Here is a 16,221-nt window from a genome sequence, read left to right on the forward strand (position 1 = left end):
GCGCCATGAGACCTTTCCTCGCCCTCGCCGCCCTCCTGCTGCCGCTGGTGGCCGTACCGTCCGCGGCGTCCGCCCACGGCAGGCCCGGCGCCGACGACCTCGGCGGCTACGTCTCCACCCACCCCGGCCCCGGCCGTTTCCCGATCGCCGACCGCGGCCGGGTCGCCCCGATCGTGGTCAGCGCCGGCGACCACGCGGGCGTCATCCGCGTCGCCGACGACCTGCAGACCGACCTCGAGAAGGTCACCGGCGTCCGGCCGGCCGTCGGGCACGACACGCTGCCCGCCGGCCGCGACCCGATCATCCTCGGCACGGTCGGCAAGAGCCCGCTGATCGACCGGATGGTCGCCGCCGGCCGCCTCGACGTGCGCGGCCTGGCGGGCAAGTGGGAGACCACGGTCGAACAGATCGTCGAGCACCCGCTGCCGGGCGTGCGGCGCGCGTTCGTCATCGCCGGCAGCGACCAGCGCGGCACCATCTACGGCGCGTACGACCTGTCCAAGCGGATCGGCATCAGCCCGTGGCACTTCTGGGACGACGTCCCCGTGCGCCACCGCGACGCCCTGTACGCCCTGCCCGGCCGGCACACCCAGGGCACCCCCGCGGTGAAGTACCGGGGCTTCTTCATCAACGACGAGAACCCCGCCACCGGCACCTGGGCTCCCGGCTACTTCGGCCCCGGCAAGGCGCCCGGCTATCCGGGCGGGCTCAACGCCGCGTACTACGCCAGGGTGTTCGAGGCCATGCTGCGGCTGCGCGCCAACTACCTGTGGCCGGCGGTGTGGGGCCGGGCGTTCGCCGAGGACGACCCGCAGAACCACGCCACCGCCTCGTACTACGGCGTGGTCATGGGCACCTCGCACGAGGCGCCGATGATGCGCGGCATCGAGGAGTGGAACCGGCACGCCAAGAACGGCACCGACCCGTACGGCGGCAACGGCGAGTGGAGCTTCCGGCGCAACTCCGACGCGATCAAGGCGTACTGGCGCGACGGCGCGGAACGCATGGCGCGGGACAAGATCGAGGGCGTCATCACCCTCGGCATGCGTGGCAACGGCGACGTGAGCCTGCCCGACGGCGACGGCATCGACCTGATGAGCTCCATCATCGACACCCAGCGGCAGATCCTGCGCGACACCGGCCTGATCGGCGCCCCCCAGGTGCAGACCCTCTACAAGGAGGTCCAGCGCTACTGGGACCAGGGCTACCGCCCGCCGGACGACGTCACGGTCGTGTTCTGTGACGACAACTGGGGCAACATGCGCAAGTTCCCGGACGCGTCGATGCCGGAGCGCAGCGGCGGGTACGGCATGTACTACCACTTCGACTACGTCGGTGGCGGGCGCAACTACAAGTGGGTCGACACCGTCAACCTCACGAACACGTGGGAGCAGTTGCACCGGGCGTACACGTCCGGCATCGACCGGCTCTGGATGGTCAACGTCGGTGACATGAAGAACGAAGAGGAACCCTTGCAGTTCTTCCTCGACTACGCCTGGAACCCGAACGCGATCCCGCTGCACAAGCTGGGGGAGTGGGAGCGGCAGTACGCGGCGCAGAACTTCGGTCCCGCGCTGGCCCCGGCCATCGCCGACCTGCTCGCCGACTACGGCTACCTGCAGTCGCGCCGCAAGCCGGAACTGCTGAACCGGCGGATCACCTTCAACCCCACGACCAACGAGATCGTGTACGACGACCAGGGCACCCCGTTCAGCCTCACCGACTACCGCGAGATGGACCGGGTCACCGCCGAGTGGCAGGTGCTCGGAGCCCGCGCCGACCGGTTGCGCCGCCTCGTGCCGGCCGCCTGGCAGGACGCCTTCTACCAGCTCGTGTACTACCAGGTGAAGGGCACGGCGAATCTGTACGCGCTGCGGCGCGCCGAGTTCACCAACATCCTCTACGCCGCGCAGGGCCGCGCGTCCACCAACGACCTGGCCGACGTCGCCGAGGCGCGCTTCGCCGAGGACCAGGCTATGAACGACTACTACAACACCGGCCTGGCCGGCGGGAAGTGGAAGAACTGGCAGCTGCAACCGAAGATCGGGTACGGCAACGTCGAACGGTACGGCCCCAACGCGCCCTGGCAGCAGCCGGAGAAGGACAACGTCGCGCTGCCCGACGAGATCTACCCGTACCTGAAGCGCATCGAGGTGCCCGCGGCGGCGGGGCTCGGCGTCGCCCTCGACGGCGGGGACGCGCAGGTGCTGCCGGAGTTCAGCCCGTGGCAGTCGCAGCCGCAGCAGTACATCGACGTGTTCAACAAGGGCACGACGCCGTTCGCGTACCGGATCACCGCGGGCAAGCCGTGGGTGCGCGTGACGCCCGCGGCGGGCCGGGTGGGCAAGGAGGTGCGGGCCACCGTCCGCGTCGACTGGTCCCGGGCCCCGGCCGGCACGACGAGCGTGCCCATCACGATCAGCGGGGCGGGGGAGCAGGTCGTGGTCCAGGCCCCGGTCCGCAAGCCGGCGCTGCGCCCGTCCGGCTTCGCCGAGGCCAACGGGTACGTGTCGATGCTCGCCCCGCATTACACCCGCAAGGTCGGCCAGTGGCAGCTGCTGCCCCGCATCGCCAAGACCGGCGACGGCCTCACACCGCTGGGCGGGGACGGTGCCCGGCTCGAGTACGCGATGACGCTGACCACCACCGGACCCGTCCGTGTCTCCGCCGTGCTCTCGCCGCGCAACGACACGCTGCCCACCCCCGGCCTGCGGTACGCGATCTCGGTCGACGACCAGGCGCCGCAGACGGTGGACATCACCGCCGCCACGGGCGCCAACGCCACCACGATGAACCGGCAGTGGGAACGCAACACGTCCGACAATGTCAACGTCACGACGACCACGCACACGATCGACCGCGCGGGTACGCACACCCTCAAGTTCTGGATGGTGGACCCGACGGTGATCCTGCAGAAGCTCGTCGTCGACACCGGCGGGGTGAAGTACAGCTACCTCGGCCCGCCGGAGAGCCGGGCGTACGGCCGATGACCACCACCGTGGCGGTGCTCGCCCCGCCGGCCACCCGCGCGGACTTCGTGGCGGTCTACCGGACGGTGTTCGCCGGCCCGCTGTTCACCGCCACGGCGGTGCTGGAGGAGGCCGACATCGTGGCGGTCGCGCCGGCCGGCTGCTGCGCGCCCGGGCTCGCCGCCCGGCTCCGCGCGGCTGCCGGGCGCGGCTGCCGGGTGCTGGCCGCCGGGCCGGCCGTCGCGAGCCTGGCGGCGACCGGCCTGCTCGACGGCCGGCGGGTCGCCGTCCACGAGGGACAGGCGGCCGCGTTCACCCGGCGGTTCCCGCGGGTTCGCGTCGCGGCGGGCGTACGGTTCGTCGACGACGACCCGGTGCTCACCGCGCCGGACCAGCGCGCCGCGGTCGACCTGTGCCTGCATCTGGTGCGCAAGGACCTCGGCGCGGAGGCCGCCGCGGATTTGTCGGCAGGGCTCCACCCGTACGTCGTCCAGCGGACATGTACCGGAAGCCGCTGATCTCATAGATTGCTCGCGATCTATCTCTTCGATCGCGGGAGAACACATGTCCGTCGGCAGGATCGCGGCCGCGCTGGCCGCCGCACTCGCCACCACCGGCCTCTTCGCGCCGGCCCCGGCGCACGCGGCGGTCAGCCGGGCCGAGCTCGCGCTGCGCTGGGCCCCCATCCACTACCAGGACGTCGACGCCACCGGCAGCCACGCGCTGGGCGGGAAGTCGGACTACCTCACCAGGGTCGACTTCGACGGCGATCTCCGCGGGCGCAACAACTGGGACAACGCCGCCCAGTCCGGCGCGTCGTTCGCGGCGCACGTCTACTACTCCCTCGTCGAGACCGGCAGCCACTGGTACATCACGTACTTCTTCTTCCACCCCCGCGACTGGATCGACCACCCGTTCTTCGAGACCGAGCACGAGAACGACGGCGAGGGCGTCATGCTCGCGATCGAGAAGAACGACACCGAGTACGGCGTGCTGCGTTCGGCCGTCACGGTCGCGCACACCAACTTCTACTCGTACGCCCCGGCGGGCAGCACCTGGACCAGCGGCCGGGAGAGCATCGACGGCACCCTGCAGATGCAGAGCTCGCCGCACGACTCGTTCCAGCACCCGGTGACCGCCCAGGAGGCGCGCGGGCACGGGCTCAAGGCGTACCCGCAGTACACGATCAACGGCGACGGGCTCGTCTACTACCCGTCGACCACCGCCCAGACGCCCTCGAGCACCAACGACCGCGACGTGCAGTACGCCCTCATCGACATCTTCGCCGACGGCGGCCTGTGGGCCCAGCGCGCGAACGCCGACCTCTTCGCCAACCTGGGCACGTTCGCCGGCGACACCTCGGGCGGCTGCGGTGTGGGCACGTTCTCCTGCGGCACCAACTCGGCCAACGCGCCGTGGGGCTGGGACGACGGCGACGACCTGCCCGGCCGCGGCGAGCTCGCCACCGACCCGGCGAAGCTCTCGGTGGAGTACTTCACCGTGCCGGGGACGCCGGCGCGGTCGTACACATACAACCCGTACTCGAGCGCGGCGAAGGCCCTGAAGGAAGCGGCGAAGACCGCACCGCGGGTCACCGATTGACATCCTGGCAGGTTCGCTTGACCCGGACCCTGGTGGAGACTCCATCCTGATCTCCGGCGGCGCACGGTGCGCCGCCGGGGACGCGGAGGTGGCTCATGGTCGAGATCCGGTTGCGGGACGTGCCCGACCAGCACGTCGTGACGGAGATGCGGGTGGTCGGCCAGGCCGACCTGCAGGCGTGGCTGCCCGGTGCGATGGCACGGGTGGCCGAACGGGCCCGCGCCGCGGGCGGGCTGCTCGGCACCAGGGACTGGCCCTTCCTCGAGCGGCCCGCCCACCCCGACGAGCCGGTGTTCGTCACCATCTACGAGGGCAACCCGAACGAGGCGCCGACCGAGGTCGAGGTCTGCGCGACCGTCGCGGCCGGTGGCGACCGGACCGTTCCGGCCCACCGGGAGGCGTACGCCCGGGTGACGAAGTCCCAGGTCGTCACCGGGGAGCTCGGCGGGGTCTACGAGGCGGTCGAGAAATGGGTTCTCGACAACGGGCTGACGGTGGCCCACGCGCCGCGCGAGATTTACTGGACCGACTTCGGCGCCGCCACCGGCGACGACGAGGTCTTCGACGTCGCCTTCCCGGTCGCCTGATGGCCGCCGGGCCCGGCCTGCTCACCATCGGCGAGTTCGCCCGCCGGTCCGGGCTGTCGATCCGGGCCCTGCGGCTGTACGACCGGATCGGGCTGCTGCAGCCGGCCGAGGTGGTGCCGGCCACCGGATACCGGCGGTACGCGGGCCGTCAGCTCTACGCCGCCCGCCTGATCGCCCTGCTGCGCCGGCTCGACATGCCGCTCACCCAGATCACCGAGATCGTCGGGGCGCCCGGCCCCGAGGCCGCCGACCGGCTCGCCGGCTACTGGACCGCGGTGGAACGCCGGCTCGCCGCGCAGCGCGAGCTCGCCGACCGCCTGGTGCGCAACCTCGCCGCCGAGACGCCGGCCCCGGACGGCGCCTGGCCGGTGTCGGTCCGCGACGTCGCCGAGCAGCACGTCCTGAGCGAGATGCGCTACGTGACCGCCCCGGACCTCGGCTGGATCCGGGAGGCGACCGCGCGGCTGACCGGCGTGGCCGAGCGCTGCGGGGGACCGGCCGGTCCCCGCTTCGTGGTCTTCCACGGCGACGTCGGCGAGGACACCGACGGGCCGGTCGAGGTGTGCGTACCGGTCCGCCCCGACGCCGCCGTCCGCACGGAACCGGCCCACCGGGAGGCGTACATCCCGGTGGTCAAGGGTCACTTCGAGCCGCCGCAGATCCTCTCGGTCTACGACACCGTCGCCCGCTGGGTCCGCGAGCACGGCCACACCGTGGTCGCCCCGCCCCGCGAGGTGTACGGCTACCCCGCCGACCCGGGGACGGCCGGTCCGGACGACCTCGTCTGCGACGTCGCTTTCCCGTTCCGCTGACCCTCAGTCCTGAGGCGCGTTCTTGGGCGGGGCGGTGCTGTCGCGCACGATGAGCTCCGTCGCCAGCTCCACGCGGGGGGTCTGGATGTCCTCGCCCTGGGCCAGCCGCAGCGCGGTCCGCGCGGCCAGGCCGCCCATCTCGGCGAGGGGCTGGCGCACCGTGGTCAGTGGCGGGGACGCCCAGCGGGCCTCCGGCAGGTCGTCGAAGCCGACCACGCTGAGGTCGTCGGGCACGCGCAGGCCCTTGTGCCGGGCGGCCTCGTACACGCCGAGGGCCATCGTGTCGCTGGAGGCGAAGATGGCGGTCGGGCGGTCGTCCATCTCGAGCAGCGACATGCCGCCGGCGAAGCCGGACTCGTACAGGAAGTCGCCCTGGCGGATGAGCGACTCGTCGACCGACTCGAGGCCGGTGCGGTAGCCGTCGAGGCGGGCCCGGCTGCAGATGAGGTGTTTCGGGCCGGCGATGAAGCCGATGCGGCGGTGGCCCAGCGACGTCAGGTGCTGGGTCGCCGACAGGCCGCCCGCCCAGTTGGTGGCGCCCACGGTGGGGATGTCCAGGGGCGCGCCGCCCGCCGGGTCGATGACCACGACCGGGATGTTGAGCCGCTGCAGTTCCGCGTAGACCGGGGTGGTCAGGTCCGAGGTCACGAAGATGACCCCGTCGGACTGGCGGGCGTACAGGTTCTGCATCCACTGGCGGGTCGCCGCGGAGCGCCGGTGCACGGCGGAGACGACCGTGCCGACTCCCGCGGCGTGCATGACGTCCTCGACGCCGCGGATCAGCTCGACCGCCCAGGGGCTGTCGAGGTCGTTGAAGACCAGGTCGACCAGGGCGGCCTTGCCGGTCGGCTGGCGGGACGCGCGCCGCCGGTACCCGTGCTGTTTGAGCAGGTTCTCCACCAGCTCGCGGGTCTGCGGGGCGACGTCGGCGCGCCCGTTGAGGACACGGGAAACGGTGGGAACCGACACGCCGGCCTCCCGGGCGATCGCGGCGATGGTCACGCGGGCCACGGACGCCTCCTACGTAAGTTTCGGGATCGAGTCTCGGAAGTATTCCACACCCGCTGCGGGAAAACATGAATCGCATTAGCATCTCCGGATATCCATCGACCTCTGTCGCTGCCCGGAGGTGCCCTTGTCCGCTCGACGCCTGCTCACAGGCCTTACCGCGAGTCTTCTCCTCCTCCTACCCGCTCCCGCATCCGTCGCGGAAGCCGCCGCGCCGTCCGCCGGATATTCCGTCGGGGCCGGCATCGGCGACATCACCGGCGAGGCCGCCGAGGTGGGCATGCTCGGCTACGCCGATCCGGCCCAGACCACCTCGGGCATCGCCTCGCGGCAATGGGCGCGCGCCTTCGTGGTCGCCGACCCCGCCGGGCACCACGTCGCCTTCGTCAGCGCCGAGATCGACTTCGTCACCCAGGCCGTCCAGATGGAGGTGCTCAAGCGCCTGCGGGCCCGGCACGGCAGCACGTACACCGACCAGAACGTCGTGCTCACCGCGACCCACACGCACTCCGGCCCGGGCGGCTTCTCCGAGTACACGATGTGGAACCTGACCACCCTCGGCTTCGAGGCGCCGATCTTCGAGGCGATCGTCTCCGGGATCGTGCGCGCGATCGACGCCGCCGACGCCCGGCTCGCGCCCGGCACGGTCAAGATCGCCGAGGGTACGCTGACCGGCGCGAACGTCAACCGCTCGCTCCCGGCGTTCAACGCCGACCCGGCCGCCGACAGGGCCCGGTTCCCCGGTGCGGTCGACACCCGGATGACCGTGCTCCGCTTCGAGCAGGGCGGCCGGCCCATCGGGCTGCTCTCGTTCTTCGCCACCCACGGCACCTCGATGACGCCCGCCAACCACCTCATCAGCGCCGACAACAAGGGGTACGCCGCCCACCTCATCGAGGACGGCGTGCACGGCGTCGACTGGGCGCACCGCGGCGGCTTCGTGGCGGCCTTCGCGCAGACCAACGCGGGCGACATGTCGCCGAACCTGCGCAACGGCGGCGCCCAGGGCCCCACCGACGACGAGTTCGAGAACACCCGCATCATCGGCAAGCTCCAGGCCGACAAGGCGCAGCAGCTCTTCGACTCCGCGACCGAGGAGCTCACCGGACCGGTCGACGCCCGCGGCCGCTACGTCGACTTCTCCGCCGTCCAGGTCGCGGGCGCGTACACGCCGGACGGGCAGCCGCACCGTACCTGTCCCGGTGCGCTCGGGCAGAACTTCACCGCCGGCGCCGAGGACGGTCCCGGGCCGCCGATCGTGGACGAGGGCGACCTGAGCACCAACCCGCTGCTGCTGGTCGCCGGCATCGTGGTCAACCCGACCCCGGCCGAGGTCCGGGTGTGCCAGGCGCCCAAGGACGTCTTCCTCGGCAGCGGCAGCCAGAACCCGCCGTGGACCCCGCAGATCATGCCGCTGCAGGTGCTGCGCATCGGGCAGCTCGCGATCACCACCGCGCCGGGCGAGTTCACCATCGTGGCCGGCCAGCGGGTGCGCGACGCGGTCGGCGCCCAGCTCCCCGGTGCGGTGACGCACCAGATCCTCGCCGGGTACGCGAACGCCTACGCGGGCTACGTCGCCACCCCCGAGGAGTACGACCTGCAGCACTACGAGGGCGCGGCCACGCACTTCGGCCGCTATACCGGGCCGGCGTACCAGCAGGAGCTGGCGAAGCTGGCGGCGGCGCTGCGCGACGGGCAGCCCACGCCCAGCGCGGTCCAGCCGCCGGCGCTGCCGCAGAACCGGATCAGCGTGCGGCCGGGGGTGGTGCTGGACACGCCGCCGCTGGGCAAGTCCTTCGGCAGCGTGATCACCCAGCCGGCCGCGTCGTACGCCCGCGGCGCCACGGTCCGGGTGGACTTCGTGACCGGCCATCCCAACAACAACCTGCGCGACGAGGGCACGTTCCTCGAGGTGCAGCGGCAGACCGGCGGCACCTGGACCACGGTCTCCACCGACGCCGAATGGCAGACGATCTACCGCTGGAAGCGCGAGTACCTCGGCGTCTCCACGGCCCAGATCACCTGGACGGTGCCCGCGGACGCCGAGCCCGGCACGTACCGGATCGTGCACCACGGCGACGCCAAGGGCGTCACCGGCGCGATCACCCCGTTCACCGGCGCCAGCCGTACCTTCACTGTCACTCCATAGCGGTATTGCGTACCGGTGCTCGCGTCCTCCGGGGCGCGAGCGCCGTTGCCGCTGGTGTGCTCAATAACCGAAATGGCCTGAAATCCGCCGGTCGCCGGCTGGTGATGATCGGCGCCGCGACCGTGCTTGTCGCCGCCGGTGGCGCCGCGCTGGCCGAGGTGGTCTCCAGCACCCCCAGCCCGGCCCCGTCGTTCAACGGCCCCGTGTACGCGGTCGCCCACCTCGGCGACGTGGTGTACGTCGGCGGCTCCTTCACCGGCGCGGTGGTGGGCGGCAAATCCATCCCCCGCGCCCGCCTCGCCGCGTTCAACGCGCAGACCGGCGCCCTGCTGGACTGGAACCCGGGCGCGGACTCCACCGTGCGGGCGCTCGCCGCCGACGGCACCACGGTCTACGCCGCCGGTGACTTCACCAAGATCGCCGGGCTGACCCGCGACTCGGTCGCCGACCTCAACGCGACCACCGGCACCCCCGGCACGCTCAAGCACACCGTGCTCGGCCAGCCGAACGCCCTCGCCGTCGGCAACGGCCGGGTGTACGTCGGCGGCCGGCTCACCGGCGTCGACGGCTCGCCGCGGAGCAACCTGGCGGCCTTCAGCACCGCCTCCGGGGCGCTCGACGGCTGGGCGCCCACCACGGACGACACCGTCAACGCGCTCGCCGTGCAGGGCAGCCGCGTCTACCTCGGCGGCAGCTTCCACCGCACCAACGGGATCAGCTCGACACTGCGCCTCACCGCGGTCGACGGGATCACCGGCGTCCTCGACAAGGGGTTCCTGCCCAAGCCGGTCTCGCAGGTGTTCGCGCTGGCCACCGACGGCAACGGCGTCTACGCCGCGCTGGGCGGGCAGGGCGGCCGGGCGATCGCGTACACGTTCGCCGGGCTGGCCCGGTGGACCCGGGTCTTCGACGGTGACGCCCAGGCCATCGCCACCCTCGGCGGCATCACCTACGTGGGCGGGCACTTCGACAACGCCTGCACGACCACCAACAACGGCACCCTAGGCGTGTGCACCGACGGGTCCGTGTCGCGCATCAAGCTCGCCGCGGTCGACGGGACGGGCAACCTCACCTCGTGGGCGCCGCAGGCCAACGGCGTGGTCGGCGTACGCACCGTGGTCGCCAACCCGGCGAACGGGCTGCTCAGCGTCGGCGGCGACTTCACCACGGTCGCCGGGGTCACGCAGAAGCGCTACGCCTCCTTCGGCGGGCCGACGTCCCGAGCCTCGGTGCCGCCCGCGCCGCCGTCGCCGTACGTCGCCTCGTACAACTTCGACTCGACGGTGGCCGACGGGACGTACGACGACGGTTCCGGCAACGGGCACGTGCTGCGGACCAAGGCCGTCAACGGCGCGGTCCTCAAGACCGTGACGCACGGCAGCGGGCAGGCCGTCGAGTTCCCGCCGAAGTGCAGCGGCACCGACTGCCCGCGGGTGGTGCTGCAGGCCGCCGACGCGCCGGACCTCAACCCGGGCGCCAAGGACCTGCGCTGGGGCGCGTACGTGCTGCTGTCCGCGGCGGAGACCTCGACCGGCGAGAACATCCTCCAGAAGGGCTACTCGACCTCGGGCGGCCAGTACAAGCTCCAGGTCGACGGCGTCTCGGGCCGGCCCAGCTGCGTGATGAGCGACAAGTCCTCGACGACGATCTACGTGGCGAAGAGCGCGGTGTCCATGGCGGACGGCGCATGGCACACGCTCGAGTGCCGGCGGACCGGCACGACGCTGAGCATCCTGGTCGACGCCAAGGCCCAGGGCAGCCGGACCATCCCGGCAGCGCTGTCGGTGGTGACCACCCAGCCGCTCAGCCTCGGCGGCAAGGGCACGGGCACCGACAACGACCAGTTCCACGGCCGCCTCGACGACGCCTGGGTCCAGATCGGCTGACGTCAGGCCGCGTACACCTCCAGCGACGACGCCTGGCCGGCGGGCCAGGCCGAGTTGGCGGTGAAGACGACGCGCAGGTGGCGGGCGGTGGCCGCGGCGAACGAGATCGTCGCCCGGTTGCCGCTCGCCGGGTCGAACGTGCGTCCCGCCGGCGCCGCCAGTGTGCTGAACGAGCTGCCGTCGGTGCTGCCCTGGAGCTGCACGGTCTGCGTACGCCGCTCCCAGCCCGGCGGCAGGCCCAGCACCACCCGCGACACGGTGGCCGCCGCGCCGAGGTCCACCTGGAGCCACTGGGGGAACGCGTTGTTGGCGCTCTCCCAGTAGCTGCCCGCGTCGCCGTCGACAGCGTTCGCCGCGCCGTACGCCTGGGTGTGGCTGCTCTCCGTCGCCGGCCGCCGCAGCGCGAGGTCCGCCGGCGGCGGGGTGCCCGCGACCGGGGGAGTGGGGCGGGTCGCGGTCAGCGGGATCTGCTTCCTGAGCATCCGGGCGCCGTCGGCGGTGAGACGCAGGTAGTAGTCCGCCGAGCAGGCCGTGCCGTCCTCGTCGAGCGCGCGGATGCCGGAGCCCGCCGGCACCCAGGCCGCCGAGACCGCCGTCTTCGCGATCTGGTTGCCCTCGTTGAACTCGTCGAACATGGACACGTACAGGCCCTGTGCGCCGAGCCGGACCATGTTGTAGATGCTGCGCCAGTAGTAGTCGCCGTGCCGGCGGTGGCCCGCCGAGAGGTCGCCGGGCAGTACGCACGGCAGGTAGTCGATGCCATGGGCGGCGCAGTCGGCCATGTCGCCCACGTTGACGTTCGCGTAGTACGAGTCGAGGTCCTCGGGGGTGGCCGCGCGGCCCACCATCCACGGCGAGATCGCGTGGAACGCGTGATAGACCTCCGAGAAGCCGGCGCGGGAGTCGTTGATGCCCTGCCGCCACCACGTCGGCACCCCGCCGATCACGTAGCAGCCCTGCGCCTTGAGCCAGGCGATCACGTCGAGGCAGGCGGCCGGCTCGAACGGGCGGCCGGGGTCGTCGAAGCCGAAGCCCCAGACGCAGACGACCGGTCTGCCGTTCTGCCGCGCGTACGCCGGGGACGCCGTGTGTGCCGACATCTTCGCCGACCAGTCCTGCTTGAGCTGCGACTGCATCGACGTCCAGCCCGTCACGTCGTACATGACGTAGAACTTGCGGCCGGTGGCCTCGGCCGCCGCACGCACCTTGACCGTCATGGCGTCGCGGGTGGGGCCCTCGTCGCCGAACGGGTTGAAGCGCTGCAGCGCGGCCGTGTCGATGCCGTGCTCGCGCATCCACCGGAAGTGCGTGTCGACGGTCTGCTGGTCGTAGGAGGAGAACAACCGGGCCGGCTGCCCGTTGCCGAGGTTCGGGTACGCCGTCGGATACCCATGATCGACGTCGGACAGGTCGGGCCAGCTGACGATCGTGGTGTTCGACGGCGAGGGCGGCTGGAACCGGTCGCGGGACCAGTGCCACCAGCCGCCGATCGGCGCGCCGTCGCCGGGGCAGGAGAACCAGCCCTGGTAGCCGGCGGTGACGGCGCCGACGACGTCGCCGGGCGGGGATGCGGCCAGGGCCGCCGCGCCCCCGGGGATGAGGGGCGCGGCGGTTCCGGCGGCGGCTGCGGTCAGGAGGGTACGGCGGGAAAGCCGCGGGGGGACGGTCATCGTGGCATTATGCGACACATTGTCGCAAGATTCGAACGAAGTGTTGAAATAACTTCTCAGTTGTCGGCGGGCGTGGGCTTACGGGGCAGCCACAGGGCCACCACCGCCCCCGCCGCGATCACCGACGCGCCCACGACGACGGCCGGGACGAGACCGTCCACGAACGACTGGGCGCTGGTGTAGCCGCCGTACGAGCTGAACACCGACGCCAGCACCGCCACCCCGACCGCGACGCCGAGCTCGCGGATCGTGTTGTTGGCGCCCGACGCCACGCCGCGCTCGCCCGGGGTGACGCTGGCCAGCGCCATCGTGCTGATCGGTGCGAAGGTCAGGCCCATGCCGACGCCGGCGAGGACGAACGCGATCACGAGGTCGCCGTACGAGACGGTCGCGGTGGTGGCCAGCGCGATCCACAGCACGCCCGCACCGAGCAGCACCTGGCCGGCGACGATGAGGTTCCGGACGCCCAGCCGGTCGGCGAAGATCCCGGCGAGCGGCGCCACCACCATCGGCGCCATCGTCCACGGCAGCGTACGGACACCCGCGTCCAGCGGGCTGAGCCCCTGAACCACCTGGAAGAACTGGGCGAGCAGGAACACCGACCCGAACGTGCCGGCGGAGAACGTCAGCGTCACCATGCTGACCAGCCCGAACCCGCGGGACCGGAACAGCGACAGCGGCATCATCGGCGTGCTGTTGCGCCACTGCCAGGCGAGGAACGCGGCCAGCAGCACGCCGCCGCCGATCAGCATGCCGAGCACCCGGCCCGAGGTCCAGCCGCGGTCCGGCCCGTCCACGACGCCCCACACGAGCAGCAACATCCCGGCGGCGGACAGCACCAGACCCAGCGGATCGAGCCGGGGCGCACCACCGTGCGACTCGCGCAGCACCGTCGCGGCCAGCACGACCGCCACCACGCCGACCGGCACGTTCAGCCAGAAGATCCACGACCAGTGCAGCCCTTCGACGACCGCCCCGCCGACCACCGGCCCGACGGCCACCCCGAGCCCGCTGATCCCGCCCCAGATCCCCACGGCGGCGTTGCGCATCCGGTCGGGCACGGCCTGGGCCAGCAGGGTCAGCGAGAGCGGCGCGACGGCCGCGCCGGCCAGCCCCTGCACGGCCCGCGCGGCGGTGAGCATCCACGGCTCGGTCGCCAGCGCCGCCGCCGCGGACGCCAGCGTGAACAGCGTGATCCCGGCCAGGAACATCCGCCGGCGCCCGATCCGGTCGCCCAGCGCGGCGGCGGTCAGGAGGAAGGCCGCGAAGGGCAACGTGTACGCGTTGACGAACCACTGCAGGTCCGCCAGCGAGGCACCCAGCTCGGTACGGATCACCGGCAGCGCGGTGGTGACCACGAGGTTGTCCAGCGTGACCATGAAGATCGGAATGCCGACGGCGGCCAGCACGGCGGCGAGCGGCCGGGACCGCGGCGGCGCGACGGCCGGCGCCGGGGGCGGCGAGGCGAGGGTGGTCATCGGAACTCCTTGTTGTTATCAACTGATAACTAGCTGTCCGCCAAAGTAGTTATCGACTGATAACTTGTCAACCGCACGCCGCCGCGGAAGTTATCGGCTGATAACCTGGCGCTTGTGTCCCCGCCCCGCACCCGTTCCCGCCTCACCGCCGAGGAACGCCACGACCAGCTGCTCCACGCCGCCCTGACCGCGTTCACCACCGGCGGGTACGCGGGCACCACCACCGACCAGGTGGCTCGGATCGCCGGTGTCTCCCAGCCGTACGTGATCCGGCTCTTCGGCAGCAAGCAGGAGCTTTTCCTGGCGACGGTGAAGCACGCCGGCGCCCGGGTGGAGGCGCATTTCCGCGAAGCCGCCGCCCGCGAGGCGACCCTGGAGAGCCTGGGGGAGGCGTACGACGACCTGCTGGCCGAGCGGGAGCTGATCACCGTGCTGCTGCACGGGTTCGCAGCCGGGGCGGACCCGGCGATCGGTCCGGTGGTGCGCGAGTGCTTCGGCCGGATCTACCTGGCGGTGCGGGAGCTGACCGGCGCCGGCGAGGACGAGGCGCGGGAGTTCCTGGCGATGGGGATGCTGCTCACGGTGCTGGGGGCGATGGGGATCGCCGGTCCGCACGCCGTGCCGCCCGAACCGTGGATGACCGAGCTGCTCGGCCCCAAGAAGCGCTGACGGGTGAGGTGGCGTGACGACCCGGCCGAGCCGGTGGTCTTCCGCAGCGGGACGTACGACCATCCCTCGCGCCGCGGCCGGTACGACCTCGTGGGGGTTTCCCGTGGCGTCGGCTCCTGGAGCGCCTGGGGTTTCACCGCCGGCGGCCTGACGGTCTTCGTCACGGAGGCGACCGCCGGCCCGCCGTCGCCGGGTTCCCCGCTTCTCGTCCGGGGCTGCCTCAGCGTCGCCGAGCCGCATGTCGTGGACGAGTTCGATCCCGGCGATCCGATGGTGGCCGATGCGGAGCGGTCATTCGTGGTGGAGCGCGTCGTCCGGATGCAGGCGGGCCGGTCGTGGGAGGTCCCGGCCGTGGGCCGGGCGCGGCCGTGGGGGTTCGACTACCTGCTCACCCTCGCGGAGCGCTGAGCTCAGGCCATGTTGTGCCGGGTGTACGCCGGCTCGCGCAACCCCAGCATGGCCTCCGTCATCCGCACCGCCTCGACGGCCGCCCGTACTTCGTGGACCCGGACGATCCGCGCGCCCTGCAGGATGCAGAAGACCACCGCGGCCAGGGTCCCGGGCAGGCGCTCGCCCTGCGGACGGTCGAGGGTCTCGCCGATGAAGTCCTTGTTGCTGACCGCCGCCAGCAGCGGATGCCCGATGTCCGCGATCTCGCGCAGCCGGCGGGTCACCTCGAGGGTGTGGTACGTGTTCTTGTTCAGGTCGTGGCCCGGGTCGATGATGATCTGCTCCGGGCGGACGCCGTGCTCCAGCGCCAGCCGTACGCGGTCCCGCAGGAAGCCCGAGACCTCCGCCGTGACGTCGTCGTAGCTCGGGCCCGGGTACGGCGTCCGCGGCTCCGCCAGGCTGTGCGTGATCACCAGGGCGGCGTCCGTGCCCGCCACCGCGTCGGCCATCGCGACGTCGCGCAGGCCCGACGTGTCGTTGACGACGCCCGCGCCCGCCTTGATGACCTCGCGGGCCACCTCCGGGCGGTACGTGTCCACCGAGACCACCGCCAGGCCCTGCGCCGCCTCGACCACCGGCAGCACCCGGTCGAGCTCCTCCTGGGCCGAGACGTACGGGCCCGGCGCGAACGGGACGCCGCCGATGTCGATCCAGTCGGCGCCCGCCTCGGCCGCCGCGCGGACCGCCTCGGTCGCCTTCTCCAGGGCGAACGTGCGGCCGCGGTCGTGGAAGGAGTCGGGGGTGCGGTTCACGATGGCCATCACCGCCACCCGTTGCGAGAAGTCGTAGGCACGGCCGCCGATGACCCGCTCGGCACTGATCAGCGGGGGTGCGTAGTGGCTCACGCCCGGAGACTAACCCGGCACCTGAAGTGCGCGAATTGGGGGCTCCCGCTGATGATCGCGGCGCTCTAGGGTGCAAGGGGTGACGGAAGCGGGACT

General features: G+C 72.1%; 13 protein-coding genes. 9 read left to right on the plus strand and 4 right to left on the minus strand.

Translation table 11 applies throughout. The features are described from left to right. Positions 1 to 5: 5 nt before the first annotated feature. The 5 genes from IT780_RS28315 (at position 6) to IT780_RS28335 (ending at position 5,970) form a co-directional block, all read left to right on the plus strand. A complete protein-coding gene (locus IT780_RS28315; RefSeq protein ID WP_199514832.1) occupies positions 6 to 2,990 on the plus strand; it encodes a glycosyl hydrolase 115 family protein in 2,985 nt (994 codons plus the stop codon). Next, positions 2,987 to 3,487, plus strand: a complete 501-nt coding sequence (locus IT780_RS28320) for a helix-turn-helix domain-containing protein (protein ID WP_199514833.1) — start codon at positions 2,987 to 2,989, stop codon at positions 3,485 to 3,487. The genes IT780_RS28315 and IT780_RS28320 overlap by 4 nt, the downstream gene beginning before the upstream one ends. Before the next feature lie 46 nt (positions 3,488 to 3,533). Beyond that, the gene (locus IT780_RS28325) at positions 3,534 to 4,571 is read left to right on the plus strand and encodes a hypothetical protein (protein WP_199514834.1); all 1,038 of its coding nucleotides are present in this window, start codon (positions 3,534 to 3,536) and stop codon (positions 4,569 to 4,571) included. A gap of 95 nt (positions 4,572 to 4,666) precedes the next feature. After that, on the plus strand, positions 4,667 to 5,158 hold the full coding sequence (locus tag IT780_RS28330) for a GyrI-like domain-containing protein (protein ID WP_199514835.1): 492 nt from the start codon (positions 4,667 to 4,669) through the stop codon (positions 5,156 to 5,158). Beyond that, on the plus strand, positions 5,158 to 5,970 hold the full coding sequence (locus IT780_RS28335) for a MerR family transcriptional regulator (RefSeq protein WP_199514836.1): 813 nt from the start codon (positions 5,158 to 5,160) through the stop codon (positions 5,968 to 5,970). The genes IT780_RS28330 and IT780_RS28335 overlap by 1 nt, the downstream gene beginning before the upstream one ends. A gap of 3 nt (positions 5,971 to 5,973) precedes the next feature. Here IT780_RS28335 and IT780_RS28340 read toward each other — a convergent pair whose 3' ends face one another. Beyond that, positions 5,974 to 6,981 carry a LacI family DNA-binding transcriptional regulator gene (locus tag IT780_RS28340; RefSeq protein WP_199514837.1) on the minus strand — a complete coding sequence of 336 codons (1,008 nt, stop codon included), beginning with the start codon at positions 6,979 to 6,981 and terminating at the stop codon, positions 5,974 to 5,976. A gap of 124 nt (positions 6,982 to 7,105) precedes the next feature. Between IT780_RS28340 and IT780_RS28345 the strand changes: the two genes are divergently transcribed. Beyond that, complete coding sequence (locus IT780_RS28345; protein ID WP_199514838.1) at positions 7,106 to 9,127, plus strand: neutral/alkaline ceramidase; 2,022 nt, start codon at positions 7,106 to 7,108, stop codon at positions 9,125 to 9,127. A 104-nt stretch (positions 9,128 to 9,231) separates the two neighbouring features. Beyond that, on the plus strand, positions 9,232 to 11,013 hold the full coding sequence (locus IT780_RS28350) for a LamG-like jellyroll fold domain-containing protein (RefSeq protein ID WP_199514899.1): 1,782 nt from the start codon (positions 9,232 to 9,234) through the stop codon (positions 11,011 to 11,013). Positions 11,014 to 11,015: 2 nt separating this feature from the next. On the opposite strand, the gene IT780_RS28355 is transcribed toward IT780_RS28350, so the two are convergent. Together IT780_RS28355 and IT780_RS28360 are read right to left on the minus strand one after the other, a co-directional pair. Continuing rightward, positions 11,016 to 12,683, minus strand: a complete 1,668-nt coding sequence (locus IT780_RS28355; protein ID WP_199514839.1) for a glycoside hydrolase family 99 protein — start codon at positions 12,681 to 12,683, stop codon at positions 11,016 to 11,018. 56 nt (positions 12,684 to 12,739) lie between these two features. Continuing rightward, positions 12,740 to 14,161, minus strand: coding sequence for an MFS transporter (locus tag IT780_RS28360; protein ID WP_199514840.1), 1,422 nt, complete (start codon positions 14,159 to 14,161; stop codon positions 12,740 to 12,742). Positions 14,162 to 14,275: 114 nt separating this feature from the next. Here IT780_RS28360 and IT780_RS28365 point away from each other — a divergent pair, with 114 nt between their 5' ends. Both IT780_RS28365 and IT780_RS28370 read left to right on the plus strand, forming a co-directional pair. After that, a complete protein-coding gene (locus IT780_RS28365; protein WP_307831428.1) occupies positions 14,276 to 14,830 on the plus strand; it encodes a TetR/AcrR family transcriptional regulator in 555 nt (184 codons plus the stop codon). 3 nt (positions 14,831 to 14,833) lie between these two features. Next, positions 14,834 to 15,238, plus strand: a complete 405-nt coding sequence (locus tag IT780_RS28370; RefSeq protein WP_199514841.1) for a hypothetical protein — start codon at positions 14,834 to 14,836, stop codon at positions 15,236 to 15,238. Positions 15,239 to 15,240: 2 nt separating this feature from the next. On the opposite strand, the gene folP is transcribed toward IT780_RS28370, so the two are convergent. After that, complete coding sequence (gene folP / locus IT780_RS28375) at positions 15,241 to 16,125, minus strand: dihydropteroate synthase (protein WP_307831429.1); 885 nt, start codon at positions 16,123 to 16,125, stop codon at positions 15,241 to 15,243. Positions 16,126 to 16,221: the final 96 nt, after the last annotated feature.

Origin of the sequence: Nucisporomicrobium flavum, assembly GCF_016464385.1 — a bacterium.
GTDB lineage: Bacteria > Actinomycetota > Actinomycetes > Mycobacteriales > Micromonosporaceae > Actinoplanes > Actinoplanes flavus_A.